The following is a 24,235-nucleotide window of genomic DNA, read 5'->3' as shown; positions in this document are numbered from 1 at the left end:
TTTTCGTGAAAATTGGATTTTGATGTGAAAAAAGTTCCCGGCATTGGGAATCATTAATATAGACAAACTTCAAAATATACAAAAAACAAATTTATGGTTACAAACAATAGTGAATATCAATCCTGGGAATTAGCAGATGATGACGGATTAAAAGCAGCTAATTTCAGTCAAACTAAATTTTATGGCAATTATCAAGACTGCATGGAAATGTATGCACCTATAGAGCAAGTAGAGGAGTATTTCAATGCTCATGCTTCATGGTTTGGGCGTTGTGCAGAACCGATGAAGGTACACCCCCTAGGGGAAAATAGTTATGCTTTAGCGGTAGGTAAATTTGGCGCTTTTGGTTATGATGTAGAACCTCAGATTGGTTTAGAGTTATTAAAGCCCCAAGATCGTCAATTTCAAATTCGGACTATTCCTGTACCTGATTACCAAGCACCTGGTTATGAGGTGGATTACAAATCATCAACACAATTGATAGGTAATTTAAATGGGATTACACGGGTGGAATGGGAGTTGGATTTGGTTGTTGAGTTGCAGTTTCCCAGATTTATTCAGCGATTATCCCGTTCTTTAATTCAGTCTACAGGCGATCGCATCCTGAATCAAATTGTCCGTCAAGTTTCCCGTCGGCTTACATACAAGGTACAGAATGATTTTCATCAATCTCTAAATATACCTTTTCCGCAGAAGAAACACAGGTGACAATTGACAACAGACAACTGACACCTGACAAACTATGCTTTAGTCAGAATTCTTTGGATAATTTCGACACCAGAGAGAGCTTGCCATAGGAAAAGCCCTAAAATAGCAAAATTTAACAATATATGAGTCATCCGCGCCCAATTTGCTCCTTTTTGCATGAAAGGAGATAGAGATGCGGAAAAAGCAATTAAACCTGTCATCCCTAATCCAGCTAGTAGATGCGGTCCGACAAATAACTTACCATTATTAATGTAGGTAACGGCCATCCCCCCAATTGAACCTGCTACCATCAACCCTAAGATGATAGAACCAAATTGGTGATGTTTAATGGTATAACGCCCTTTAATCAGTTCTTTCTTTTCTTCTCCCTGAGCATTTCTGGTACGCTGTACTTGTAAACCCAAGTATGCAGCATACAAAGAAAGTGCTAATAATACCCACATGATGGCTGGGTGAGCAAAATTCAGCCAGAATTTTACTGTTGGAGTAAGTTCAAAAACCATATTGTTTACTTCCGTTTATTAATTCTTCATAAAACTTAGCATACATTGATTTTCTTCACTCAGCAATTTTCCGCCCTTGCTAAAGTGCTAAAACCATTTCAAACTAAATATTGAGTTGAAATCAGTAACATCTGCCCAAACAGGATATAACGAATGATAGAACATAAAGATACCTCGTTGCTAAAGGCTGTGAAAAGTGGCGATATTATAGAAGTTTCTAGGCTGCTAGTTGATGGTGCTAACGTGGATATCAGCGATGGCCATGGGACTACAGCATTGATGTTTGCGGCGAATTTAGGTTATACAGAAATTGTGCGATCGCTGTTGAATGCGGGTGCTAATATAAATTTAACCAGAAAAACATATGGTTTGACAGCATTAATGCTGGCTGCTAATGCTAATCAAATTGATGTTGTTAAATTACTAATCTCAAAAGAAGCAAATATAAATGCTACTAATGAAGATGGTAGTACAGCATTAATGATAGCAGCACTCAAAGGTAACTTTGAGATTGTGCAAATTCTCTTAGCTGCTGGTGCTAACAGAGAAATCACTGACAAAGATGATGATACCGCTTTAAAACTCGCAGTTAAACACAAACATCCAGCGGTTGTTAAAGCAATAACACAAAATAACAATATTGTCAATAGCAAAAATCCAGAGGGTGAGACAGCATTAATGATTGCTGTAGATTTGGGTTATTTAGAAATAGTACAAGCGCTGCTATCATCTGGGGCTGATGTTAACATCAAAAATGTTGATCATGGAACGGCATTGTTAGCAGCTACAGCAACGGGAAATATTGATATTATAACTGCTTTATTAGATGCAGGTGCGGAAATTAATCATCAAGATAAAGAAGGTGAAACAGCCTTGCATCTTGCCGTTGTGGAAGAATATATTGATGTAGTAAAAATCTTACTCCAGCGGGGAGCAGATGTGCAAATTAGAAACCATCTGGGAGATACACCTTTACTATTAGCAGCATTTCAGGGATATAGCGATATAGTAGCAGTTTTGCTGGGTGCGGGTGCAGATATGGAAAAGAAAAACTTTGGAGAAGTTGCTCTCACATTAGCAGTATCTAAAGGACATTTCAAAACCGTGAAACTATTACTTGAGTATGGTGCAGATATTAATAAGTTAGCCGATGATGGTAAAACTGCTTTAGTTAAAGCCATAGCTGCAAACTATCCCGAAATATTCCAATTATTGCTAGAAAAAGGGGCAAATGTGAATTTTCAAGACTCTTCTGGAGCAACTGCTTTAATGTGGGCTGTAGCTGAAGGTTATAGTCAAGCTGTAGAAATGTTATTACAAGCTGGGGCAGATGTCAACTTAAAAAATCAGGGTGGTTATACGGCTTTAATGATTGCAGAATTTAATAATTATCGTGGTATTGCAAAGATATTAAAACAAGCTGGAGCGCAGGAATAATTTAAAAGTTTAGAAAAAAGAGAAACATCAAGATGAAATTCTTACACGACAAGGGTAGAAAGAAGTAAATTTACCTTTTACCGTTACCTTGTTTCTGCCTTGATGTTTCCTACTGTGCTAGATGTGAACAATATACATTGTTTAATTTTGGTGAGTAGTATTGAAATTGTCAGTTTTTAGGTGATAAAAACTACTTTAAATCCGAATAAATCTCTCTTAGGTGTGATTTTCTGAGTATATTACACAAATTAGGGAGAGGGTAAGTCTGAATCAGGATGCTTAGGATTAGAGGATTTGCAGGATTGTTATTTGATACTTACAAATAATCAATATTACAAAAAAAAGTGCATAACGTGACATACAAAAAAATTTTATGGGTAGGAATTGGTTGTCAAAAAGGAATTTCTCAACAATTGATTAATACCGCAATTCAAAAAGTTTTTCAAGAATACAAACTTATATATAGTGAAATAGCTGGGATTGCAACTATTGATAAAAAAGCCTTAGAAATTGGTTTGCTCGAATTTTGTAAATTAGAAAAATTACCTTTAAAAACCTTTAGTGCCGAACTTTTAAATAATGTATTTGTTCCCAATCCTAATAATAATATTACTAAGTTAATGGGAACATCCAGCGTAGCTGAAGCATCGGCAATTCTCGCAGCTTCGGAAATTACATCTGCGGAAATAACGTTATTAGTTCCTAAACAGATTTTTCGATTAGCAGGGGAAGCAGGAACAGTCACAGTAGCTGTTGCTAAAAGTAATTAAAAACGGATATTTTAATCAACGGCACTGACAACCTGGTTAATAATACCAGAGACAATTGATAGAACAATTGAACCTAAAAAAGCAGGAATAAAACCCCGAATTTCAAAACCATAACCGGGAGTTATTGCACTGGCAAACCATAGAGTTAAGCCATTAATCACAAGAGTAAATAAACCCAAAGTAATTAAGGTAATGGGAAATGCTAAAATCTGTAAAATTGGCCGAACAATGGCATTTACCAAACCAATCACAACAGCGGCAATTAAAGCAGCAGCAAAACTGGTGAGAATGATGCCAGGGACAATTTTAGAGGTAATTAATAACGCTACCGCAGTACCGAGCCAAGTTAAAAGAAAGTGCTTCATGGTTTGATAATGAGAATAAGATTAACTCTACTGGGAAGTGCGTTTCAGGAAAACTTTCCATGTACCACCACCGACTATACCATCAGGTTCTAAACCATAACGAGTTTGAGCAGCTTTGACTGCTCTTTCTGTGGATATTCCGAAATCTCCATCTATCGTACCAGTTAAAAAACCCAGGTTTTGTAGTTGTTTTTGCAACTTAATCACTTCTGCACCACTCATGCCTAAACGCAAAATTGGCCATCCTTCGGGAGTATATTGAATACCAGGTATTTGTTGCTTGGGGGGAGTGGGTTGAATGCTAATATTCGGTTGATTTTTGGGGGTTGTGCGTCTTGTCGTTGGTGGTTTTGTATTCACCGGAGGTTTTTTTGTGGTTTGGGTGGGAACAGTCGTAAAACTACTCACAGGGTTAGGTGCGGAAGAGATAATATTTGATGGACTGGGAAACAGTTTTTGCCAAGTAATATTATCTACATTACCAGTGGGATTTAAGCCGGCAGCTTGTTGAAACTGAGAAACAGCAATGACTGTATTTTGTTGATATGTACCATCCACAGCACCCGAATAAAAGCCCAAGAGTTTCAAAGCGGCTTGGAGTTCTGTAACTCGTTCACCTTGACTACCCATGTTCAAAGGAGGACGATTGATTTTAACGTCTGTGTTGAGTTGGGCAATTTTGACTGGTGCTGCTGTTGATATGAAAGCAGAGGAACTAATCAACACGGGTGTGGTGGTTAACAAGAGTAAGCAATACCAAAAATTTGCGCTCATATAGTTGGGAATACTTGCTATCAAATTATTTTTCATAAAAATTTTATCTTACACTTGTTGCGATCGCTTTGTTTGCCGTTAGTCTTTTTGATATCAAGATAAAACATCACCGAATATTTCTAAGACTTTATTTTGTTGGGTAACATACGTCAACCCAACCTACTCAATTTAAAGTTTTAGAACGTAGCCGTCTGAATTGCTTCCTCTGGCCCTACCAAAGATAAGTATGGTGCTTGTAAATATTTGCAAGCTGCTGTAATTGCCTCCGTTGCAGTAACATTATTAATTAATTCCGGAAACTTTTGATCAAATTCAATCCCTAAACCCAAAATTTCATACCAACCATATATCTGTGCCATATGTCCATTAGTTTGTTTGCCTAAAGCATATTGACCGATAATTTTGTTTTTAGCAGTTTGTAATGCTTCTGCTGACAGTTCAGTGCTACATAACAATTCTACTTCCTGGTGGAGTCCATTAAAAGCAATTTTGGTATTTTCTGGTGCAGTCCCAATATAAACTACAAAGGCAGCGGGAAAAAGTCGCGTAGAATAAATAGCAGATACGTCATAGGCTAAACCTTGCTTTTCTCGTAATTCTACAAATAAACGACTAGAAAGACCATTTCCTAAATAGCTACAAAGTAATTTAAGAGCCGCATATTCTGGGTTATTTACTGATGGTCCTAAATAACCCAACATAATAATTGATTGTTGTGTATTTAAGGGTTTCAGACAGGGTTTAGGTGATATAGTAATGGGTGATAAATCAAGAGTAGGTTTGGCGAAATTTGGTATTTCCCAATCACCAAAAATCTTATTTACTAATTTCTCTGCTTGTGCTGGGGTAATGCGTCCAGCAATGCTAATGACAATATTATCAGGACGGAAATGAGTTTGATGATATTCTACTAAGTCATCACGGGTAATGCTGCTCATGGTTGTTTCATCACCTAAAACTGACATGGAGTAGGGATGATTGGGGTACATTACCTGACGCAATTGTTCAAAAGCCAGGCTAAAAGGTTGCTCTTTTTGGGAACGAATATCTTGAATTGCTAACCGCTTTTCTAATTCTATTTGATTTTCGGGAAAGGTAGGCGATCGCAATAATTGTCCAGCTAATGCTAAAATGTCAATAAAATCAGCAGTTACCGTTTTCAAAGATAGCAAAAAATAGTCTGTAGCTGCATCTGTGCCTAAACTAGCTCCCACAGATTCGACTTTTTCGGCAATTTCTAAACTCGATAAACCATCACATCCCTTTGTCATTACCGCTGATAACAAATGCGCTAAACCAGCTTTTTCTCGCTGTTCATGACAACTACCAGCGCGAATAAAAATCCGTCCAGCAATAATATCAGCAGCTTGATTTTCTGATACTAATAAAACGATGCCATTACTTAATACGGTGCGATGAATGAGAGAGCGACTATTAATAGTTTGCATTTTTCACTTAATAATTAACAAGGTTTGAGAATTGTCACCGCATAATTAGCTGGTGAAAGATACTTTTGAGCTAATTTTTGCAATTCTTGAGGATCGAAAGACTGTATTTCTTGGGGATAATTAACAGCTAATTCAGCATTGGCAATGGTATGATAATAACCATAAAAATCAGTTAGCTCATTTGGTGTTTCTGTAGAAAAGGCATAATCATTACATAAAAACCTCTGAATACGATTTAGTTCTGGCTTGCTAATTTCTTGATTTTGCAATTCTTGTAAATGATCACAAATCAAATCTTCAACTTGTTCCAGATATTCTGATTCTAACCAAGCCGTAATTGTGAATAAACTTGATTCTTGTTGTAGAGAAAAATCACAGCAAATTTCTTGAACAAGTTGCTTTTCTTCCCGCAAATCAGATACTAACCGAGAAATTCTCCCTTCTCCTAACAGCGCTGATAATAATTCTAAACCATGAACAGCCCGAAATTCTTCTACTCCCGGTACTTTCCAAGCCATCATTAACCGCGCTTGTTCCAGTCTGGGTAATATTAACTCATGACGACGAATTCCGTTAATTACTGGTACTGCAACTTTAGTAAATTGGGGACAATTATCCCGTTGGGGAAAATCTGTAAATGTCCGGTTTACCAATTCCCTAGCGGCTGTTTCACTAATTCCCCCCACCACAACCACAGTCATATTTTCTGGTTGATAGTAACTGCGATAAAAGCAGCGCATAGCCTCCGGGGAATACTGCATTAATTCTGACTCAGTTCCCAATACAGAACGTCCGTAAGGGTGCTGTTGGTAAACATTTTTAGCCAAAGATTGAAAACCAACCCAATCATGATCATCATTGTAAGAACGGATTTCTTCTAACACCACATCCCGTTCTTTAATAAATTCATCGTCAGGAATGGCTGCATTCAGGAGTAATTCTCCTAAATGGGGAAGGGTATGCTCTAGCTGATTAGCAGCGGTTGTAATGAAATAATGGGCGTAATCGTGGCTGGTAGCGGCATTACTCACACCACCAATTTTTTCAATATGATAATCAAATTCCCCAGGTAGCAGGTTTGGTGTCCCTTTGAAAATCATGTGTTCTAGAAAATGTGCCATTCCAAACCAAGGTTCTGGTTCTAGGTTAGCTCCCGCACGCACCCAAACGTCAGCTACCACTACGGGTGTAGTGGATATTTCTTGGTGAATGAATGTTAAGCCATTATCTAATTTGATAATTGAACCGGGAAACAGGTTATTAGTTAGTTGTTTTAACAATTTTTGTAGCTTCAACCATAATTTAATTTTGTTATTCTAACCTTGAATTTGCCAAAAAAGAAAGTTAAGTGATACAGATTTAGTAAATTAACAAGTTTTACGGATAAACAATACTTACACTCATTTCAGTTTCAAATTGTATGGCTGTAAAAATAACCAATACATCCAACCAGCCAAATGAATAGCTACAATAATCCAATAAACTGATTGATATGAAGACTTTTTACTTTTATGGTGAAGTGTATTCTGAGCAATAAAACCACCAATCCATCCACCGATTAACTCCCAGAAATGTAAAGTTTGTTCAGGAGTACGCCAATTTCCATCAGTTGCTTGTTTTTTGTCATGTGCATAAAACCAATAAGTAATTAATCCTGTAATTGGATAAATAGCTATCGGTAAAGGATTTCTATAAATCATTGACAGCTTGACTGTTCCCCAAATAGGTAATATTGATAGAATTAGTAAAACAAATATCCACGCTGAAATTTTTTCCTCTATGGATGCGTTGGTAGCAGTCAGTTTGCCTTTTTTATCAGTTATTAGTTGGTATTTAATAATATCCCCTTCTTGAGGACGTTTGCGCTTGTTTCTCAAACTGGAAATATGCAAGAAAACTTTCTTTTCTGTATCATCTAATTGAATAAATCCAAATCCGCGATCATCTTTCCAGATCGTTAATTTTCCTTTGTGCATTTACAAATTTTTGGGGTTATTTGATTTAATGATAGTTTGTTCAAATTATACATTATTTTTGTGTATAATCAAACAGTAATATTAAATATTCTTATGAAAAGAAGACCAGCAATTTTACTACTTACTTTAGCCATCCCTGGTTTCTTGGTAGTATTGATATCCCTTTATTATTTTGCCACTGATTATGATGCACTAATAAAAGCTGAAAATTATTTAGAAAAATTGGTAAAAGAGGAAAAGCCTAATGAAAGAACTTTACAATTTGCATATCATCGAGCTTTAGCCCATCGAATTAATGTTTTCGCAGATGCTACCTGGGGGTTGCTGGGAGGTGTGATTACAGCAGTAGGTATTCATGGTTTAGTGATGTTGAAGGAGAAAGATTAAAACACTTCCTCCTATGAAATTAAACGGCTAAATTTTCCATTTTCCAAGTTGCTAAATCTGCTAAAGAGCGATCTCGATAACGTCCATATTTTTCGGGTTTACTCTTGATTTTTACTCCCAAATCGGGAACGATGCCAAAGTTAGGAGCCATTGGTTGAAAATGTTTTGGTGCGGCGGATCTGATAAACTCAAATAATGCCCCCATCATGGTTGTAATAGGTAAAATTAGGGGTTCTTTTCCTAAAGCTAATCTAGCTGCATTTGTTCCCGCTAACCAACCTCCCGCAGATGCAGCAGTATAACCTTCTGTTCCTATTAATTGTCCCGCAGCTAGTAAAGTTGGACGTTCTTTAAATTGCAAACTTGCAGACATTAATTGGGGTGCATTTAAAAAAGTATTGCGGTGCATGACTCCTAATCTGACAAATTCGGCTTTTTCTAAACCAGGTATCATTTGAAATACTCGTTTTTGTTCACCCCAGCGTAAATTAGTTTGAAATCCGACCATATTCCAAAGTTGACCGGCTTTATCTTCTTGTCGCAATTGAATTACCGCATAGTTACGTTCTCCATTACGAGGATCAGATAGACCCACTGGTTTGAGGGGTCCATAACGCATGGTATCTTCCCCTCTGCGTGCCATTTCTTCAATTGGTAAACAAGCTTCAAAAAATTTCGCTGTTTCTTTTTCAAAGTCTTTTAATTCTGTTTGTTCTGCTTGACAAAGTGCTTCTCGAAATTGTAAATACTGCTCTTTATTCATCGGACAATTAAGATAAGCTGCTTCACCTTTGTCATAACGGGAAGCCATAAAAGCAATATCTTTATTAATAGAATCTCCCACAATAATTGGACTTGCAGCATCAAAAAAGTTGAGATATTCCATTCCCGTAAACCGCTGTAAATCTGCGGCTAAGTCGGGACTGGTTAATGGTCCAGAAGCTAAAACAACGATACCTTCAGGAATGGCTGTAACTTCCCCCCGACGGAAATCAATTAAAGGATGATTTGCTAAGGTTTGGGTTAAATCTTCCCCAAATTGTCCTCTATCTACCGCTAAAGCCCCACCAGCGGGGACTGCGTGTTCATCTGCTTTGGAGATGACAATAGAACCGAGTTGGCGTAATTCTTCGTGTAATAGACCAGCAGCGCGATCGCTCGCCATAGCCCCGAAAGAGTTACTACAGACCAATTCTGCCAAATTTTCCGTATGATGGGCAGGGCTGAAGCGTTTAGGGCGCATCTCGTGGAGAATTACAGGCACGCCGGCTTGGGCTATTTGCCATGCTGCTTCTGTTCCTGCGAGTCCACCGCCAATTACTTGTATCGGTTCTTGTGTCATAGCTGTTTTTTATACTATCAATCATTAAGAGGATGCCAACCACTTATTACCCACCGTTTACGAGCAAATATAATCACTGGGTTATTCATGCGTAGCCTAGTTATTGTAGCGCGACCGATAGCAGTTATACTTTCCACTCTTGTACCGTCAGTTTGCACGAGTTGTAAATTTAACCAGCAAATTGTCCTGATGTGACACATTTGAGACTGAAATAGCAAATAACTATAGCATTTCTCCATTTACAGCAGTCCGCTTTGACTTCCTTTTCACTGCTATAGCAATTATTAGGCTAGAAACTGATGAAAAAAGTTAATATCTACCGCTTTTGTAATTATGCGTTAATGGCTTTGATCTCCTGCTTTTTGGCGTTAAATACAGTTTCCCCAGCTTTGACGCAGACAGTTTCTCTGATTAACTCCACACCCTCACCTACTAATAGCTTGATTTGGCCAACCCAAGGGATTCTGTCTCAAGGTTTCCGTAAATATCAACATGAGGGAATTGATATTGCTGGTGCAAAAGGGACTCCGATTTTAGCTGTTGCTGCGGGGACAGTGGTAAAAGCCGGTTGGGATAATTGGGGGTTAGGCAATTTTATCGAAATTAAACATCTTAATGGCAGTGTAACGGTTTACGGACATCATAGCCGTCTACTGGTCAGGAAAGGGCAACAGGTTAAACAAGGTCAAATTATTGGGGAAATGGGTTCAACAGGCAATAGCACCGCCCCTCATTTGCATTTTGAATTTTACGCAGATGGTCGTTTAGCTAGTAATCCTCTCAGTTTATTGCCGTCCGCCACCATTGCGAAAATTCCAGTAAATCAACCGATTCCCCCAAAACCACAGCCAGCTTTACCTGTGAGTAATAATACTGAATGTAGTGGGACTACAGTTCTGACAGGGGAGACAGCAACAGTCAGTATAAAAGTTTGCGAGGAAAATAGCCAATTATTTTATATCGGAAAATTAAAACAAGAACCCAGTCAAGTTTTGAAAATTCCAGCATGGAAAGTCAACAAAAACAGATATAAGGCAGATAACGGCAGTTTTTCCTACTTAATTAGCCCCGAAAAAATAGAAATTTGGCGCAATGGTAGTCCAATTCGTGCTGATAGTTTTCTCACTTCCCATGGTTTGGGAAACTAAAACTACTAACCACCCTATGTAATTGATGATTTCATTACAAATACCTGATGTGACAGTTCAAATGGCGGAATATAGAAGCCAACGTATTGTGGTAAAGAAGTATAAAATCAATAAAGATTAAAACTAGACAAAAGTATCGCAAAAGTTTAGATAAAGGAGCAGGTGATTATGGAATATTTGGCTTATTCCTATATGTATATAGAAGATGAAAAAACAAATGAAAATTTTGCATTAAATCTTCCCAAATCGTCATTTAATTGGCGGAAAATTTTTAAATCGTCTGCATGGTTAACCTTAGCTGGTGTGACTATATTACTAGCTACAGTTACTCAAATGCAGTTTGCTTCCGCAGAATATGTCAGAACAAATGGTAATTGTCTTTATCTTCGCACAGGCCCTAGCACAGCAAATTCATCTGTAGCTTGTGTCCGCAATGGTTCATACATTGGTGAAACTGGTAGAGTCAGAAATGGATTTGCGAGAATTTCTTCGGGACGTTACCGAGGATACTATGCTGCTGAAAGATGGATTGGTAACACTCCTGGCCGTTCTCACCGCAGATATAACTCTGGATATGGTGTTGGTGGTAGAGTAACGGCAGGATATGGCTCAAGAGGCGAACGAGTTAGAGAAATCCAAAGGGCTTTAGGGATTAGAGTTGATGGCGTTTACGGTTCAAGAACCATTAATGCAGTTCGTTACTTCCAAAGACGTAACGGACTGCGTGTAGATGGTACTGTTGGCCCTCAAACTCGGAGAGCTTTAGGTATTTAGGCTAGGTGATAGGTGACAAATAATTTTTCTTAATTACCAATCACCCTAAGTAATTTTTAACAATTTGCAGGATGCGTTCTGCTGCATGGCCATCGCCAAAGGGATTAATGGCGGTGGCCATTTTGGTGTAAGCAGATGGGTTGCTGAGTAGTTCACTGGCGGCTGTGACAATGTTTGCGGTTTGTGTTCCTACGAGTTTGGCTGTCCCAGCGGTAACGGCTTCTGGTCTTTCGGTGGTGTCTCTGAGAACTAAGACTGGTTTACCAAGGCTGGGGGCTTCTTCTTGTAGGCCACCGGAATCAGTTAAGATTAAATGCGATCGCTCAATAGCTCCTACTAATTCCGCATAGTCTAAGGGTTCTGTTAAGAAAATTCGGGGATGTTTTCCTAACAACTCTTGTAATGGTTCTCTAACTGTGGGATTTTTGTGTAATGGCAGCAATAAGGCTGTATCAGGAAATTGCTCTAAAATTTGTAAAAAACTTTCAGCAATATCTTGCAGCGGTTCTCCCCAATTTTCCCGTCTATGAACTGTTGCTAATATTGTCCTATATTTTTGCCAATCTAAACCCGGTATATCACAAACTGGTTTTTGTGCCGCCACATTTAATAACGCATCAATTACGGTATTACCTGTGAGGTGAATTTCTCCTAATACCCCGGAATGTTGTAAATTTTCCACCGCTAAAGTAGTCGGAGCAAAATGTAATTGTGTAAGTTGGGAAATTAATCTTCTATTAGCTTCTTCGGGAAAAGGATTAAATAAATCATCTGTCCTTAAACCCGCTTCTACATGACCGACGGGGATTTTTTGATAAAAAGCTGCTAAAGTTGCCGCAAAGGCTGTTGTTGTATCACCCTGAACAATCACAAAATCTAACTTTTGTGTTTGAAATAATGCTTCTAAACCTTGTAAACTTCGACAGGTAATATCATTAAGAGATTGTTGACGCTGCATAATCTCTAAATTCCAATCAGCTTTGAGTTTGAACAATTTCATAACTTGTTCAACCATTTCTCGATGTTGTCCCGTCAAAATTACCTGCAATTCAAAATCTGGAGAACTTTGAAAAACTTGAATTACTGGCGCTAATTTAATCGCTTCGGGACGAGTTCCTAAAATGATGCCAATGCGGTGTTTATTAGTCATTAGTCAAATAATTACAATTTACTTTTAATTTGCACTTCCCAAAACATTAAAGGTAAAGGGTGGGGAAACCCCACCCCTACGTTAATTATGGGATTGTTTAAGCAGGTTTCCATGTACCGTGGAAACTGTGGGGGATGACGCTGGGTAATCCCAGTTTACAAACAGGTTCTGCATTTAATCTGTCGCTCGCAAATACCCAAACTTCACTACTATGAGTATGACCATCATAAACCACAGTTAACACCCAACCTTCTTCAGAGTTGTGCGGATTCTGCACATAAATAGGTTCGGAAGGATAGCGATTTTCTCCTATTTTTGCTTGGGTTAAAGTTCCAGTTTTGTGATCAAAACGAGCAATACTATTTAAAAGTTCCTTACTAGCATCTGTTCCTGGTTGAAATCCTGACATATAAGTATAGCGAGAAAATTGACCTACATTTTGGGGAGGAACACTAGGAAATTCACAATGTTGATTTGAAAGTTGTTCAATTTTAATTACCTTTCCAGTTTGAGGATTCAATTGCACTTGTGAAAATGTCCCCTGGGAATTTGTCTGAATTTCCCCGGTAACTACTTCTCGAAGATATTCATTAGTTTGAAAATCCTCATAACGGGCAATATCCACAATTACCGCACCACTAGCATCTACATAACCATTAGCAAAATGCCACTGAAACCAAGATTCAGTTTCTCCCCGACTAACTAAAGATAAACTTTCTCTATCTAGCACTATAATTTTAGTTCCCAATTCAGGATGCCATTCTAGGGAATCACTATAACTCTTTATCCCTACCAAAACAGGCCAAAGATTTAACCGGACTGGGGAAATAAAGAAGACAAGATACTGTCCTGCTAACACAAAATCATGTATTAGTGGGACTCCTTCTAATTGATGTATTGCTGTTTGGATAATTTTACCAGTCAAGTCACTTTTATAAATATTAAGTGTGGCATTTAATCCAGGAGTTACACCAAAATTAAAAATCTCCCCTGTATTTTTGTCCTGCTTATAATGGGCAGAATAACTTAATTCCTTAGTTAAACTGCCTAAATCATCTTCACCACAGGTTTCTAAAGTTTGCAAATCTAAAGCATAAGGTTTACCACCTTCCCACAATGCCAAAAGTTTATCAGGTAATGCCAAAACGGAAGTATTAGCCGCATTTTTCACGGGTTTTATCCATTGATTCCAGATAATTCCTGGTGCAGTCATGCCATAATTACCATAAAGCAATTTACCCGCAGCAGTTTCTTCTTGATAACCAGTGGTTTGCACATAACGATAAACCCCAACTGCTTCTTCATTGGTAAAATTAACAGCCAGAATTGCCCCATCTCCATCAAACCAATGTCCCACCCCAACACCATTCCGTTCTAGTCTTGCTGGTCCATTCCGGTACAGTGTACCCCGCAAACCATCAGGGATTTTACCTGCGAGAATCGGTAATTGAGTGGCAGAAAATTCCGTTGCAGGTTGAGATATTGCCCGAACCCATGCTTTTTTAGTTGACTTTTTATCAATTATTTGCATATATAATTTCTCATTTGATTTCTATATAATAGAGTAATTCTATAGAAATCATAGTTGATATTTGAAAAGTTAGGGATCTGGATATTTTAGCTATTATTCTTGTTATACTCAAAACGGCTAAAATCTGGACTTTTTTATAATACCAAGAACAAGTTCAAAGCCTCTCCAATCATAAAAGCTGCTCCTTTTCCCTCCCTTGTAGGGGAGGGGTGCGGGGAGAGGTTTACCAGAGGGGTTCTATATTTAGTTAAACTATGAACCGTTTGCAGTATACGAGTCCAGAAGAAAAAGATCAAAAATGGCAAATAATACTACCTTCACTTCTTGGGTAACTTGCCCTAAACCCAACCCCCAAGCCAAATTACGCCTATTTTGCTTTCCGTACAGTGGGGGTAATGCTGCGGTTTTTCGGACATGGGCTGATGATTTACCCACAACTATCGAATTATGTCCTATAGAAATTCCCGGTAGAGGCAGACAAATTAAATCACCTCCATATACAGAAATTCAACCTTTAGTCCGAGCAATAGCCACTAATATCATCCCCTATCTAGATAAACCTTATGCTTTTTTTGGTTATAGTATGGGTGCATTAATTAGTTTTGAGCTAATTCGGCTACTGCGTTCTGAATATAATTTTTACCCTTTACATCTTTTTGTTGCTGCTCGTCACGCTCCACAATTACTTTCTGAAAAACCGCCGATTTCTCAATTACCAGATCGGGATTTTTTGGCGGCAATATCTCAGTTTAATGGCACTCCCAAAGCTGTGCTAGAAAATGCCGAATTGATGCAGATTTTTTTGCCGATTATCCGCGCTGATTTTACAGTTTTAGAATCTTATGCTTATAGTCCTCAATCACCTCTAAATTGTCCTATTAGTGCTTTTGGTGGTTTACAAGACCCAGCAGTTAGTTATACTGCTATTTCTGCATGGCAAGAACAAACTATTGCCCCTTTTTCATTACAAATGATAGATGGTGATCACTTTTTTATCAATACATCTAAAAGCATTTTAATTAATACTATGATTCAATCTTTACAGTCGCATATCTAAGATATTTTTGTCTAAAAAATAGTCACAATCTCCTGATTTATCTTCGAGAAGATAAATTTGATTGATTCGCCAAATAGTACGGTTATTACGACGATCATATCTACAAAACCGAACTGTAATTAATTGATTTTCTAGTGTTACTATGTAATTGGGAAGCTAAAGATTAAGCTTCAAGAAGTTAAAAGTTAGAAGCTTTACCAGTAGTATTATTGTTTACCAAGTCAGAAGCTTAAGATTCAGTCTTACCAAATCAAAAAGTCTAATTAGTGAATTTTTGAGGGGGAAGTTATGACACTTGTACGTTGGAACCCGTTGCGGGAAATAGAACGTTGGGAACCATTCCCTGAAATGAGTATTATCCGGCAACAAATGGATCGTTTGTTTGAGCAATTATTACCACCCGATGGCGGTGAAGGGGTAGGATTAACTTTCATTCCTCCGGCTGAGATTTCAGAAACTGATGGTAATTTGAATTTGAAAATAGAAATACCAGGTTTGGACGCGAAGGATCTTAATGTTGAGGTCACTCCTGAGTCGGTTTCTATCAGCGGTGAACGGAAATCGGAAAGTACAACGGAAGAAGGCGGTACAACTCGCTCAGAATTCCGTTATGGCAAGTTCCAACGAGTAATTGCCTTGCCCGCTGTTGTGGACAATGAGAAGGTAGGGGCTGAATATAAGGATGGAATTCTCCGTCTGACTATTCCTAAAGCTGAATCCGAAAAACACAAAGCTGTGAAGGTTCGTCTTGGTTAGTTGTCTGCTAGTAGGCTAAAGGAAGAAGGGTGAAAGGTTGCAAAATCATTTCATCCTTCATTTTTTTATTAGAAGTAGAGGGCTATCATAATTAATTACTTATTAACTATTCCCATATAATTAATTCTTAAGATAGATGCTAAAAAGCACTGTTATGTTTATTAGTTACAATGGCAACAAAATTATCATATATTCCTTTTCATACTTTTATGTAAGGGATGAGCAAATATATCTCAGTCACTGTTAATATATCAAAAATAGGAGTTTGTACCCCTTGCTTGCATAGGATTTTCTTATTTTTGGGAAACTTCTATAAAAACACACACTGATACAGTTTCATTTGCTTGAATAGCTATATAAAGAGGATCTCGATTGGTAATTACTAATTATGGCAACCAAAGTAATTGATGTTAGAGAATATACTGTCCGAGCGCACAAAAGACAGATTCACACGCGAGTTTTCAACTTTGTTTGTAAAGAATGTAATCAGGCGACAAAGCGGGAAACTTTCGGAACGCGTCCTTTATATTGCGAAAGTTGTCGTCCTCCCCAACCTCCTAAAAAATCACTCCAGGTATCTACACCAAGTAAACCTAGAGCAATGACTTATACCAGCAATATAGATTTAGGTTGAGTGAATTTTTATGAATTCTCCAGGACAATTACAAGCACCACCGGATGTATTTATTACGCCATTGTTGGAATTACGAGATTACTATGGGAGTCTCGCACAAAAATACCAACGTCTATTCATAGAAGCGCGATCGCAATTAGATAATGTAGAATCTTTGTTGTCTACTTGGTCCTATACTGATGACAACGAACAAGTTGAGGCAGCGGAAGAAGATTCACTGTTGTTGCTATCTCCTAATCACAGTCCTCATGGGGAATATTTGGATTCTCTGGAATCAGAAATTCCTAAATCAGACTCTTTAAAAATAGATCATTCCCTTTCTGAAGTTAAAGACGCGGACAATTTTCCCTTTCAGCGTCGTCACTATGTCAGCAAAGGGGAAGACGTTCCCATGCTTTCCCACTATGACAATATGACTCGTATGGAAGCACTCAAAAAGCTATTGCGAGAATATGTGGGAACTGTCTGTCATATAGATTTTATTGTGCGATCGCTCTATGGTGATTTAGAGTCTACTATCTTTAAAGTCGTTAAAGGTAGAGTCCAATCATCTTTGACTCAAGGGAGAGAAAGTGGTTATTGGTCAGCGATTCCTAATGAACCTGGTTGTTATACCCTAGATTTAAATTCATTAGGTCCCATTCCAGGCAAAGGAATATCTAAGGGGATTAAATCCCCCAAAACCAACAAGCATTTCGTCAGACCCCAGGTGAAAGTAGTACCAATGTTGGCACAATTTGATGGTCAATTTTTAATTGATGCTCTAACCTTGTTTCTAGAACAAAATGCGGGACGAATTTTCAATGTGAATGAGATCGTCAATGGTATTTATGGACATCTGGATGCAGAGGAAGTCAGAGAGGTCAAAAATAAGGTTCTCAATGAACTATCTAGGGGTCATCGTACAGGCCGATTTGTCAGAGTTCCTCACCAAATCGGTTTGTATACTTGGGATATGAATATGATTGCCCAAAAATGACACAAAAAGGGTGCGTTAACAACTGGTAACGCACCTCTAAAAATTAGTTGACACTCTCAGGGCTAAAGCCGCTGAGTTTTACGCTTACCGGATGCTCTTATAATTTATGCTATTTAGCTCAATTGAAAAAATACATAAGCAAATCCGGACTTCTTTAAGAAATCCGGTATCTTGTTTTTTTAAATGGAGAGGGGGGGATTCGAACCCCCGAAGGGATATAATCCCTTAACAGATTAGCAATCTGCCGCTTTCGACCACTCAGCCACCTCTCCAGGTCATGAAAATCAATGTTAGCAGAAGTTATTGAGCTTGTCAATCATTATTTTTTGAATAAATTCAATGACCAATAACCAATAACCAATAACCAATGACCAATAACCAATAACCAATAACCAATAACCAATAACCAATGACCAATGACCAATGACCAATGACCAATGACCAATGACCAATGACCATTGACCATTGACCATTGACCAAGCTATAACACTTGCGATCGCATCCAAGCTGCTGGCAAGGTGCGTAACTTTTTCCATTGGGGAACATAAGCTCGCTGACTGAACACATCATAATCATTGCGCTCAATCATCTCTAAAATCTGCTCATAGAGCATGGATGCAGAACAAACAGGCCACCGAGCATCAGCAGCCAGGTAACTAATACCTTTATCTGCTTGAATATAGAATTCACGGGCGCGATCAATTTGAAACCGCATAAGTGAACGCCAGCGGTCATCCACTACGCCTTGAATACATTCTTCCTCGGTGTAATTAAATTTGGCCAAATCTTCCAGGGGAATATAGATTCTGCCTCGACGGGCATCTTCACCAACATCGCGGAGAATATTGGTTAGTTGGTTGGCAATTCCCAAAGCGATCGCTTCTTCTATAGGAAGATAAGGTTGTTGGCTTTGATGCCAAGGGGCTGTATAGATGTTATTATCTATGCCCATAATCGTTGTTGACATCAAACCCACAGTTCCCGCTACTCGGTAGCAGTAGAGGTATAAATCCTCAAAGGTTTCATAGCGACTGCGATACAAATCCATACGCTGACCGGCAATCATATCCCGAAAGGGTTGAATGTCTAACGGAAAGCGTTGAAGGGTATCTGCTAACGCTACATCATAATTATCCAATGGGCATCCCGCAAAAATAGATTCCAGTTGCTTTTCCCATAGTTCTAGGGTTTCTGGCGTGGTGATAGCAGATGCAGGACCATCCACTAATTCATCTGTACGGCGACACCAGGCATAAATTGCCCAAACAGATTGACGCTTGGCCGGACTCATCAACATTGTACCTAAATAAAAAGTTTTAGCGTACTTAGCGGTGAGTTCTCGACAAAGGTTATATGACTCATCTATAGAGACCAGCGTTTTCATGCGCGGGGGAGAATCAGGCAGTTGCAGCATTCGTGGCGGGCGGTCGTGTTGGCGTTTGCAGGTTAGAGGAATTTGCTACCGTCAGCGCTTGAAATATCGCCTGCGCTGTTAGTTTACCAGAAAGTACAGCCCCTTCCATGCTGGCTAGATAGCGTTGCATGGTGTAATCCCCAGTCAGATAGAAATTAGAAATGGGGGTTTGCTGTGAAGGACGGTACTGTTGACGACCTGGGGTAGCTTTGTAAACTGAACGCGGTGTTTTCACCACATGATATTTCAGCATTTTGGTCGGATTATCCCCCCCAAAGTCTTGGGGAAAGAGTTTTTCTAACTCAGTAATAGTTGCAGCAACAATATCCTCATCGGATTTAGATATCCAATCTTTCGCTGGTGCTAGAACTAATTCCAGCATGGAACGATCAGGATTAGCGTATTCACGGCAAGTATTACTCATATCAGCATAAACGCTCAGGAGTGGAGAACGCGAAAATAACAGATGATCAATATCTGTTAATTTACGGTCGAACCAGATATGGACATTAATCACCGGCACGCCTTCTAAACCGTCCAATTTTTGGAAAAATTCCATTGCTTTCCAAGAACTGGGCAAAATTGGCTTTAAAGGGTCAACGGGTAAGGCAGATACATAGGTATCCGCTGTAAATATTTCATCTTCTGCCCCATTTAAGCCGCGCAAGAGGAATCCTTTTACAGTTCCATCCTCATTGAGTAAAATCTCTTTCAAGGGCGCATTCAGACGGACTTCTCCACCCCGTTCAGTGATGTGGTCAATAATGGGCTGACACAATCTTTCTGTGGGTGAACCGTCAAGGAAGGCCATTTTTGAGCCGTTTTTCTCTTGGAGAAAGCGATTCAACGCCGTTAAGAGGACGGTGGCAGAAATTTCATCGGGGTCAATGAAGTTCAAGGCTTTGGACATAGCAATGAATACTTCTTTTTCTACTCTGGGAGGAACGTTTTGTTTTTGCAACCACTCCCGGAAAGAATATTTGTCCATTTCTTCGACGTACTTTTGCCCTTGGAGAATGGCAGGTATTAAGCCAATCCCAAAACTGATTTTCTCCGGCCAGGTCAACATATCGTTGTTTCTCAGAATGGCCACCATCCCATTGATAGGCGCTGGCAAATCTGGAAAATCAAAGCGGCTGTAAGTCCCTGGGGATTCGGGCTGATTGAAGATCATTGTGTGTTCTTTCCACTGCAACCGATCTTCAATGTCCAATTCTTTGAATAACTGCAACATATTGGGATAGGCCCCAAAAAAAATGTGCAGTCCTGTTTCGTACCAGTCACCATCAGCATCTTTCCATGCAGCCACTTTCCCACCCACTACGTCTCGGCGTTCCAAGACAATGGGTGTGTGACCTAAGTCGGTGAGATATTTTGCACAGGAAAGTCCTGCTAGACCCGCTCCCGCGATCGCTACGCGCATTTAAACCTACTATTCTTCAATATTTCTTAACTGTTTTGTCGTTCTCATTATACGTTGCAATCCTTTACATTTGGCACTTCAAGTCTGATTGCTTCCCAAAAAATTCCGAATATCTCCCCCTGACTATGTAATTTACGCTAATCCTGATGCTGTGATTAACACAAATTTTTTGCCGTGGAAAAATATTTAGTGTAGTTTATGACTCAACATAAATCCGTGTATCTTTTCTGGTAATTGCTTGTCATAAATACAAAAACTGGCTTTTTGCCCAAGTATTAATACGTAGACAAGATATGTATTTAAGTAAAGTAAATAGCAAAAAAAATTGGCATTGATAAGCAAAAATAATCGAAATATTAGTGATACCTGAAAACTAGATTTAAAACTTTTATTTATTTAAATACCCATTAAGGTATATGATGATCCCAGATAGTTTAATCATAATTAAATCTGAAATCTCATAGAGATCATGTAATTCAAAAAAAATTTGTGCGTCTTTCGATAAAACTCTTTTTTATTCAACCTAGGAATTATTTCCCTAGGCATTGTGCATCTACCCGGAGAATAATTAAACTATGATATCAACAGTCATGCTATGGGTGACATCCTTTACGGGTGGGACTTTGGTGTTGACGGCGAATTTACCAATGGGTGTAATAGCCAACGGATCTCCAACAGAATTTACAGCCAGTTTAGCCAAGTCTCAAAACCTATTTTTGAGCATTGCCAAACAATACAAAAGTGATTGGCAAAAAACCTTACTGTCAATAAATTCCTTCAAATCTGAGGTGATAAATAGGGGATTAGCATCAAATCAAAATACTTCTACTCCTCCACCTTCGACAACATTGGAGGCTAAAGAAACACAATTTTGTGCATCTGTGCCAGAAAATATACCTGCACAACCTCACTTGCAAAATGTTACTAACTTTCGACAGATGACATTTACTCAAGTTAGTGTTCCTAAGCTAGATTTGTCACCTCCTACCGTTGTGCGATCGCTGCAAGGTTTCTTTAATGTCATCAACAATCCAGTTGAGCCAAATGGGAGTTATGATTACTCACCAGTATTGATTGTCAAGCGTAATTCATACAATTATGAAGTATGGGTTAATAACAGCTTTTTTGCCAGAGTACCTGATCAAATTACAGCTAATGCTTTGCAAAAACGCTTGCAACAATTAGTTAAATCACAAGCTGTACAGCCTACAGAACTAAAACCAGGTTTAGTTGATGGCATTCCTTCCCTGATGATAGGTAATCAGTTAATATTTGCAATTGACAAAAAACTCTCCAATGAACTTAGTCGCAGCGGTGATATCTTAGCAATGGAATGGACTAATAATTTACGAATAGCCCTCCACGCTAAACCGCTTACATTGGTACAAGGACAAATGGAAATGTATGGATTACAGTCCTCAAAGAGAAAACTTACTGGTATAGCTTCTTGGTATGGTGGCTATTTTCATGGTCGCTTAACAGCAAACGGTGAGAGGTATGATCAAGATGATCTGACAGTTGCCCATCGTTCTTTACCTTTTAATACTTTCCTAAAAGTTACAAATTTAGAAAACAAAAAATCCGTGATTGTGAGGGTTAATGATCGTGGTCCCTATATTTCACCAAGAAGCCTGGATTTATCTCGAACAGCGGCTCGTTGTCTGGGTAGTGAACATACTGGACTCGTAACTTATCAGGCTGTCATTTTACAACAAAATGCCCCACAAATGACTTTGAAACCATCTCAACCAAAAACTGAAGACATGGCTCATAGTAAAGGTGAGTTATTGGTTTCTAATTTTTAGTAAGCTGGAAGGATAAATTCTTTAACGAACCGCAGAGGCGCAGAGGGCGCAGAGGAAGAGAAAAAAGAGATTTATGCCTACGGCATATGGTACGTTACTCGTTGGCGTATGCCGTTTATTAGCAATATACATTTTATTTAGGATCGTTATCTCTCTCTATATATGTCAATATCTCCATCATCACAAAGCTTTGGTAATCATCTTATTTTGGGTATTTCTGGCACAAGTTTAAATGATGATGATAAACGGGCGTTAAATGAGTTAAAACCCATTGGTGTCATCTTTTTTGCGAAAAACTTCCTCGATGGTGTACCATACCCAGTTTGGTTAGAACAGTTTAAAAACCTCGTTGACGAAGTTCGTCAATATTCTGAACGCGATCGCATATTTACTACTTTAGATCATGAAGGTGGGCGAGTTGTGCGGACTCCTTTACCAATTACCCGTTTTCCTCATGCTTATTTATTGCAGTCTCATGCTTATGAAGTCGCAAAAGCCACAGCTTTAGAATTAAAATCTCTGGGAATTAATCTTTCCTGGGCCCCGGTTGCGGATATTTTCTCAAATCCTCAAAACCCGATTATTGGCCCCCGTGCGTTTGGAATTACCCCGGAAACCGCTAGTGAAGGTGTGCGGGAATATTACCGAGGATTGCGGGAAGAGGGCATTTTAGGTTCTGCTAAACACTTTCCTGGTCATGGAGATACTAGCACAGATTCCCATTTGGAATTACCAATATTAAATTTAAGTTTAGCAGATTTGCGAAACCGGGAATTGATTCCTTTTCAAACTTTGATTCAGGACAAAATTCCGTTAATTATGACGGCGCATATTTTGTTTCCACAAATTGATCCAGAAGTGCCGGCAACTTTATCTAAAATCATTTTAAATGATATTTTGCGGAAAGATTTAGGTTTTGAAGGTGTGATAGTTTCTGATGATTTAGATATGAAGGCTGTCTCGGAAATGTTTATGCAATCAGGAACGGTTGCACGGGCTTTTTATGCTGGTTGTGATTTATTTATAGTTTCTCGCAATATCAATTCTTCTTCTTTAGAACGGACATATAAAATAGCTGAAGATTTTTCTGCTAGTTTGAATAATGGTAGTTTAGATATAGCAGTTGTAGAAGCTGCGCGGGAGAGGGTGGAAAGATTATTGCGGGTAACTCCTCAATATCCGGTTTCGAGTCTTGATAAGGAGACGTTAGTGAAGAATGCGGAATTGGCTATTAGTTGTTGTTGGTGAGGGGAATTTCTTTTGTCTATAATTTTTTTCTGATTTGTTGAAACTTCTGAGATTGCTGTTTAGTAGTAATTAATAAAGGATGTAAAAACTCTTTACGTCCTTCTTGATTAAGTAACATTAGTACAGCATCATAATCTTTTCCAAATTCACTTGATATCTTATAGCTATAACCACAATTAACTTGCCACCATCCATCACGTTTACCTATTACATATAATATATAAAAAGAAGTGTCAGACGGTAAATTTTTTTCAGCACATTTAAAACTAACAGCAGATATTCCAGTAGCAAAAGCTACGTCTGTCCATGTTAATATCCCACCTTTATTTGCTGCTAATTCTGAGTTTTTACCTTGTACTGTTATGTAATAGACTCTATCTGTCATCTCGGCTATATTTGATGCACCTATATATTCTGCATAAGCAGAGTTATTTCCTGTAAAAATACTAATAGCAGCAAGAAAAGGCAAAAACCGAGTCTTCATATATATCAAGTTGATTACTATCTTGTATGTAACAAAATTTATTTTACACTCAAAACCGTATAAATTGGGAGTTCCAATTCATTGACTTGAGCAAATTATTTCACTTCAGCCGGAGGATGTTC

The 24,235-nt window shown here is 38.5% G+C and carries 26 protein-coding genes and 1 tRNA gene; 12 read left to right on the top strand and 15 right to left on the bottom strand.

Features of this window, described 5'->3' with window-relative positions; translation table 11 throughout:
• Positions 1 to 93: 93 nt before the first annotated feature.
• Positions 94 to 708 carry a DUF1997 domain-containing protein gene (locus tag FJR11_RS21850; RefSeq protein WP_168507551.1) on the top strand — a complete coding sequence of 205 codons (615 nt, stop codon included), beginning with the start codon at positions 94 to 96 and terminating at the stop codon, positions 706 to 708.
• Between the two features lie 32 nt (positions 709 to 740).
• On the opposite strand, the gene FJR11_RS21845 is transcribed toward FJR11_RS21850, so the two are convergent.
• Positions 741 to 1,211 carry a DUF4079 domain-containing protein gene (locus FJR11_RS21845; RefSeq protein WP_168507549.1) on the bottom strand — a complete coding sequence of 157 codons (471 nt, stop codon included), beginning with the start codon at positions 1,209 to 1,211 and terminating at the stop codon, positions 741 to 743.
• Positions 1,212 to 1,364: 153 nt separating this feature from the next.
• Between FJR11_RS21845 and FJR11_RS21840 the strand changes: the two genes are divergently transcribed.
• Positions 1,365 to 2,648 carry an ankyrin repeat domain-containing protein gene (locus tag FJR11_RS21840; protein ID WP_168507547.1) on the top strand — a complete coding sequence of 428 codons (1,284 nt, stop codon included), beginning with the start codon at positions 1,365 to 1,367 and terminating at the stop codon, positions 2,646 to 2,648.
• A 353-nt stretch (positions 2,649 to 3,001) separates the two neighbouring features.
• Positions 3,002 to 3,418 (top strand): cobalamin biosynthesis protein, encoded by a 417-nt coding sequence (locus FJR11_RS21835; RefSeq protein ID WP_371417605.1) that lies wholly within the window; start codon positions 3,002 to 3,004, stop codon positions 3,416 to 3,418.
• 11 nt (positions 3,419 to 3,429) lie between these two features.
• On the opposite strand, the gene FJR11_RS21830 is transcribed toward FJR11_RS21835, so the two are convergent.
• The 5 genes from FJR11_RS21830 to FJR11_RS21810 all read right to left on the bottom strand — a co-directional run bounded on the left by FJR11_RS21830 (position 3,430) and on the right by FJR11_RS21810 (position 7,981).
• Positions 3,430 to 3,783, bottom strand: a complete 354-nt coding sequence (locus FJR11_RS21830; RefSeq protein WP_168507545.1) for a phage holin family protein — start codon at positions 3,781 to 3,783, stop codon at positions 3,430 to 3,432.
• 27 nt (positions 3,784 to 3,810) lie between these two features.
• Positions 3,811 to 4,593 (bottom strand): peptidoglycan-binding protein, encoded by a 783-nt coding sequence (locus tag FJR11_RS21825; RefSeq protein ID WP_168507543.1) that lies wholly within the window; start codon positions 4,591 to 4,593, stop codon positions 3,811 to 3,813.
• A 140-nt stretch (positions 4,594 to 4,733) separates the two neighbouring features.
• Positions 4,734 to 6,005 carry a pitrilysin family protein gene (locus FJR11_RS21820; protein WP_168507541.1) on the bottom strand — a complete coding sequence of 424 codons (1,272 nt, stop codon included), beginning with the start codon at positions 6,003 to 6,005 and terminating at the stop codon, positions 4,734 to 4,736.
• Between the two features lie 14 nt (positions 6,006 to 6,019).
• The gene (locus FJR11_RS21815) at positions 6,020 to 7,261 is read right to left on the bottom strand and encodes a pitrilysin family protein (RefSeq protein ID WP_168507575.1); all 1,242 of its coding nucleotides are present in this window, start codon (positions 7,259 to 7,261) and stop codon (positions 6,020 to 6,022) included.
• 144 nt (positions 7,262 to 7,405) lie between these two features.
• Positions 7,406 to 7,981 carry a cold shock and DUF1294 domain-containing protein gene (locus FJR11_RS21810; protein ID WP_168507539.1) on the bottom strand — a complete coding sequence of 192 codons (576 nt, stop codon included), beginning with the start codon at positions 7,979 to 7,981 and terminating at the stop codon, positions 7,406 to 7,408.
• A 93-nt stretch (positions 7,982 to 8,074) separates the two neighbouring features.
• On the opposite strand from FJR11_RS21810, the gene FJR11_RS21805 reads away from it, so the two are divergent.
• On the top strand, positions 8,075 to 8,368 hold the full coding sequence (locus tag FJR11_RS21805; protein WP_168507537.1) for a hypothetical protein: 294 nt from the start codon (positions 8,075 to 8,077) through the stop codon (positions 8,366 to 8,368).
• A gap of 19 nt (positions 8,369 to 8,387) precedes the next feature.
• On the opposite strand, the gene trmFO is transcribed toward FJR11_RS21805, so the two are convergent.
• Both trmFO and FJR11_RS23670 read right to left on the bottom strand, forming a co-directional pair.
• Positions 8,388 to 9,710 (bottom strand): FADH(2)-oxidizing methylenetetrahydrofolate--tRNA-(uracil(54)-C(5))-methyltransferase TrmFO, encoded by a 1,323-nt coding sequence (trmFO, locus tag FJR11_RS21800; RefSeq protein ID WP_168507534.1) that lies wholly within the window; start codon positions 9,708 to 9,710, stop codon positions 8,388 to 8,390.
• 17 nt (positions 9,711 to 9,727) lie between these two features.
• Positions 9,728 to 9,949, bottom strand: a complete 222-nt coding sequence (locus tag FJR11_RS23670) for a hypothetical protein (protein ID WP_254444820.1) — start codon at positions 9,947 to 9,949, stop codon at positions 9,728 to 9,730.
• A gap of 60 nt (positions 9,950 to 10,009) precedes the next feature.
• On the opposite strand from FJR11_RS23670, the gene FJR11_RS21790 reads away from it, so the two are divergent.
• Together FJR11_RS21790 and FJR11_RS21785 are read left to right on the top strand one after the other, a co-directional pair.
• The gene (locus tag FJR11_RS21790) at positions 10,010 to 10,858 is read left to right on the top strand and encodes a M23 family metallopeptidase (RefSeq protein WP_168507532.1); all 849 of its coding nucleotides are present in this window, start codon (positions 10,010 to 10,012) and stop codon (positions 10,856 to 10,858) included.
• A 168-nt stretch (positions 10,859 to 11,026) separates the two neighbouring features.
• A complete protein-coding gene (locus tag FJR11_RS21785; protein WP_168507530.1) occupies positions 11,027 to 11,632 on the top strand; it encodes a peptidoglycan-binding protein in 606 nt (201 codons plus the stop codon).
• A gap of 40 nt (positions 11,633 to 11,672) precedes the next feature.
• Here the strand turns inward: FJR11_RS21785 and wecB are convergent, their stop codons facing one another.
• On the bottom strand, positions 11,673 to 12,782 hold the full coding sequence (gene wecB / locus FJR11_RS21780) for a non-hydrolyzing UDP-N-acetylglucosamine 2-epimerase (protein WP_168507528.1): 1,110 nt from the start codon (positions 12,780 to 12,782) through the stop codon (positions 11,673 to 11,675).
• Between the two features lie 97 nt (positions 12,783 to 12,879).
• Positions 12,880 to 14,313 (bottom strand): carotenoid oxygenase family protein, encoded by a 1,434-nt coding sequence (locus FJR11_RS21775; protein ID WP_168507526.1) that lies wholly within the window; start codon positions 14,311 to 14,313, stop codon positions 12,880 to 12,882.
• Between the two features lie 298 nt (positions 14,314 to 14,611).
• Here FJR11_RS21775 and FJR11_RS21770 point away from each other — a divergent pair, with 298 nt between their 5' ends.
• The 4 genes from FJR11_RS21770 to FJR11_RS21755 all read left to right on the top strand — a co-directional run bounded on the left by FJR11_RS21770 (position 14,612) and on the right by FJR11_RS21755 (position 17,739).
• The gene (locus FJR11_RS21770) at positions 14,612 to 15,370 is read left to right on the top strand and encodes a thioesterase II family protein (RefSeq protein WP_168507524.1); all 759 of its coding nucleotides are present in this window, start codon (positions 14,612 to 14,614) and stop codon (positions 15,368 to 15,370) included.
• Between the two features lie 288 nt (positions 15,371 to 15,658).
• Complete coding sequence (locus tag FJR11_RS21765; protein ID WP_168507522.1) at positions 15,659 to 16,126, top strand: Hsp20/alpha crystallin family protein; 468 nt, start codon at positions 15,659 to 15,661, stop codon at positions 16,124 to 16,126.
• A gap of 388 nt (positions 16,127 to 16,514) precedes the next feature.
• On the top strand, positions 16,515 to 16,760 hold the full coding sequence (locus FJR11_RS21760) for a hypothetical protein (RefSeq protein ID WP_168507520.1): 246 nt from the start codon (positions 16,515 to 16,517) through the stop codon (positions 16,758 to 16,760).
• A gap of 10 nt (positions 16,761 to 16,770) precedes the next feature.
• Positions 16,771 to 17,739, top strand: coding sequence for a hypothetical protein (locus tag FJR11_RS21755; protein ID WP_168507518.1), 969 nt, complete (start codon positions 16,771 to 16,773; stop codon positions 17,737 to 17,739).
• A gap of 184 nt (positions 17,740 to 17,923) precedes the next feature.
• On the opposite strand, the gene FJR11_RS21750 is transcribed toward FJR11_RS21755, so the two are convergent.
• From FJR11_RS21750 to pds, 4 genes are all read right to left on the bottom strand, one after another.
• Positions 17,924 to 18,011, bottom strand: a tRNA-Ser gene (locus FJR11_RS21750).
• Between the two features lie 18 nt (positions 18,012 to 18,029).
• Positions 18,030 to 18,275: a hypothetical protein gene (locus FJR11_RS21745; protein ID WP_174763167.1), complete on the bottom strand. Its 246-nt coding sequence runs from the start codon at positions 18,273 to 18,275 to the stop codon at positions 18,030 to 18,032.
• Positions 18,221 to 19,153: a 15-cis-phytoene synthase CrtB gene (gene crtB, locus FJR11_RS21740; protein ID WP_168507516.1), complete on the bottom strand. Its 933-nt coding sequence runs from the start codon at positions 19,151 to 19,153 to the stop codon at positions 18,221 to 18,223. Before crtB ends, FJR11_RS21745 begins: the two co-directional genes overlap by 55 nt.
• Positions 19,137 to 20,576 (bottom strand): 15-cis-phytoene desaturase, encoded by a 1,440-nt coding sequence (pds, locus tag FJR11_RS21735; protein WP_168507514.1) that lies wholly within the window; start codon positions 20,574 to 20,576, stop codon positions 19,137 to 19,139. The genes crtB and pds overlap by 17 nt, the downstream gene beginning before the upstream one ends.
• A 575-nt stretch (positions 20,577 to 21,151) precedes the next feature.
• On the opposite strand from pds, the gene FJR11_RS23435 reads away from it, so the two are divergent.
• Positions 21,152 to 22,381 carry a septal ring lytic transglycosylase RlpA family protein gene (locus FJR11_RS23435; RefSeq protein WP_217358259.1) on the top strand — a complete coding sequence of 410 codons (1,230 nt, stop codon included), beginning with the start codon at positions 21,152 to 21,154 and terminating at the stop codon, positions 22,379 to 22,381.
• A gap of 162 nt (positions 22,382 to 22,543) precedes the next feature.
• Positions 22,544 to 23,629, top strand: a complete 1,086-nt coding sequence (gene nagZ / locus FJR11_RS21725; RefSeq protein ID WP_168507512.1) for a beta-N-acetylhexosaminidase — start codon at positions 22,544 to 22,546, stop codon at positions 23,627 to 23,629.
• 16 nt (positions 23,630 to 23,645) lie between these two features.
• Here the strand turns inward: nagZ and FJR11_RS21720 are convergent, their stop codons facing one another.
• A complete protein-coding gene (locus FJR11_RS21720) occupies positions 23,646 to 24,113 on the bottom strand; it encodes a hypothetical protein (protein WP_028082743.1) in 468 nt (155 codons plus the stop codon).
• Positions 24,114 to 24,235: the final 122 nt, after the last annotated feature.

Origin of the sequence: Anabaena sp. UHCC 0187, assembly GCF_009712035.1 — a bacterium.
Taxonomy (GTDB): domain Bacteria; phylum Cyanobacteriota; class Cyanobacteriia; order Cyanobacteriales; family Nostocaceae; genus Dolichospermum.
Note: the sequence above shows the minus strand (reverse complement) of the source record. Positions and strands in the feature narration are given on the sequence as shown.

Coding starts and splice junctions, on each gene's coding strand:
- FJR11_RS23670 (WP_254444820.1), bottom strand. CDS start 9,949: ATGGAGAAATGCTATAGTTATTTGCTATTTCAGTCTCAAATGTGTCAC.
- trmFO (WP_168507534.1), bottom strand. CDS start 9,710: ATGACACAAGAACCGATACAAGTAATTGGCGGTGGACTCGCAGGAACA.
- FJR11_RS21840 (WP_168507547.1), top strand. CDS start 1,365: ATGATAGAACATAAAGATACCTCGTTGCTAAAGGCTGTGAAAAGTGGC.
- FJR11_RS21830 (WP_168507545.1), bottom strand. CDS start 3,783: ATGAAGCACTTTCTTTTAACTTGGCTCGGTACTGCGGTAGCGTTATTA.
- FJR11_RS21810 (WP_168507539.1), bottom strand. CDS start 7,981: ATGCACAAAGGAAAATTAACGATCTGGAAAGATGATCGCGGATTTGGA.
- nagZ (WP_168507512.1), top strand. CDS start 22,544: ATGTCAATATCTCCATCATCACAAAGCTTTGGTAATCATCTTATTTTG.
- FJR11_RS21760 (WP_168507520.1), top strand. CDS start 16,515: ATGGCAACCAAAGTAATTGATGTTAGAGAATATACTGTCCGAGCGCAC.
- FJR11_RS23435 (WP_217358259.1), top strand. CDS start 21,152: ATGATATCAACAGTCATGCTATGGGTGACATCCTTTACGGGTGGGACT.
- FJR11_RS21720 (WP_028082743.1), bottom strand. CDS start 24,113: ATGAAGACTCGGTTTTTGCCTTTTCTTGCTGCTATTAGTATTTTTACA.
- FJR11_RS21825 (WP_168507543.1), bottom strand. CDS start 4,593: ATGAAAAATAATTTGATAGCAAGTATTCCCAACTATATGAGCGCAAAT.
- FJR11_RS21765 (WP_168507522.1), top strand. CDS start 15,659: ATGACACTTGTACGTTGGAACCCGTTGCGGGAAATAGAACGTTGGGAA.
- FJR11_RS21745 (WP_174763167.1), bottom strand. CDS start 18,275: ATGGAAAAAGTTACGCACCTTGCCAGCAGCTTGGATGCGATCGCAAGT.
- FJR11_RS21785 (WP_168507530.1), top strand. CDS start 11,027: ATGGAATATTTGGCTTATTCCTATATGTATATAGAAGATGAAAAAACA.
- FJR11_RS21805 (WP_168507537.1), top strand. CDS start 8,075: ATGAAAAGAAGACCAGCAATTTTACTACTTACTTTAGCCATCCCTGGT.
- crtB (WP_168507516.1), bottom strand. CDS start 19,153: ATGCTGCAACTGCCTGATTCTCCCCCGCGCATGAAAACGCTGGTCTCT.
- FJR11_RS21820 (WP_168507541.1), bottom strand. CDS start 6,005: ATGCAAACTATTAATAGTCGCTCTCTCATTCATCGCACCGTATTAAGT.
- FJR11_RS21850 (WP_168507551.1), top strand. CDS start 94: ATGGTTACAAACAATAGTGAATATCAATCCTGGGAATTAGCAGATGAT.
- pds (WP_168507514.1), bottom strand. CDS start 20,576: ATGCGCGTAGCGATCGCGGGAGCGGGTCTAGCAGGACTTTCCTGTGCA.
- FJR11_RS21790 (WP_168507532.1), top strand. CDS start 10,010: ATGAAAAAAGTTAATATCTACCGCTTTTGTAATTATGCGTTAATGGCT.
- wecB (WP_168507528.1), bottom strand. CDS start 12,782: ATGACTAATAAACACCGCATTGGCATCATTTTAGGAACTCGTCCCGAA.
- FJR11_RS21755 (WP_168507518.1), top strand. CDS start 16,771: ATGAATTCTCCAGGACAATTACAAGCACCACCGGATGTATTTATTACG.
- FJR11_RS21845 (WP_168507549.1), bottom strand. CDS start 1,211: ATGGTTTTTGAACTTACTCCAACAGTAAAATTCTGGCTGAATTTTGCT.
- FJR11_RS21775 (WP_168507526.1), bottom strand. CDS start 14,313: ATGCAAATAATTGATAAAAAGTCAACTAAAAAAGCATGGGTTCGGGCA.
- FJR11_RS21770 (WP_168507524.1), top strand. CDS start 14,612: ATGGCAAATAATACTACCTTCACTTCTTGGGTAACTTGCCCTAAACCC.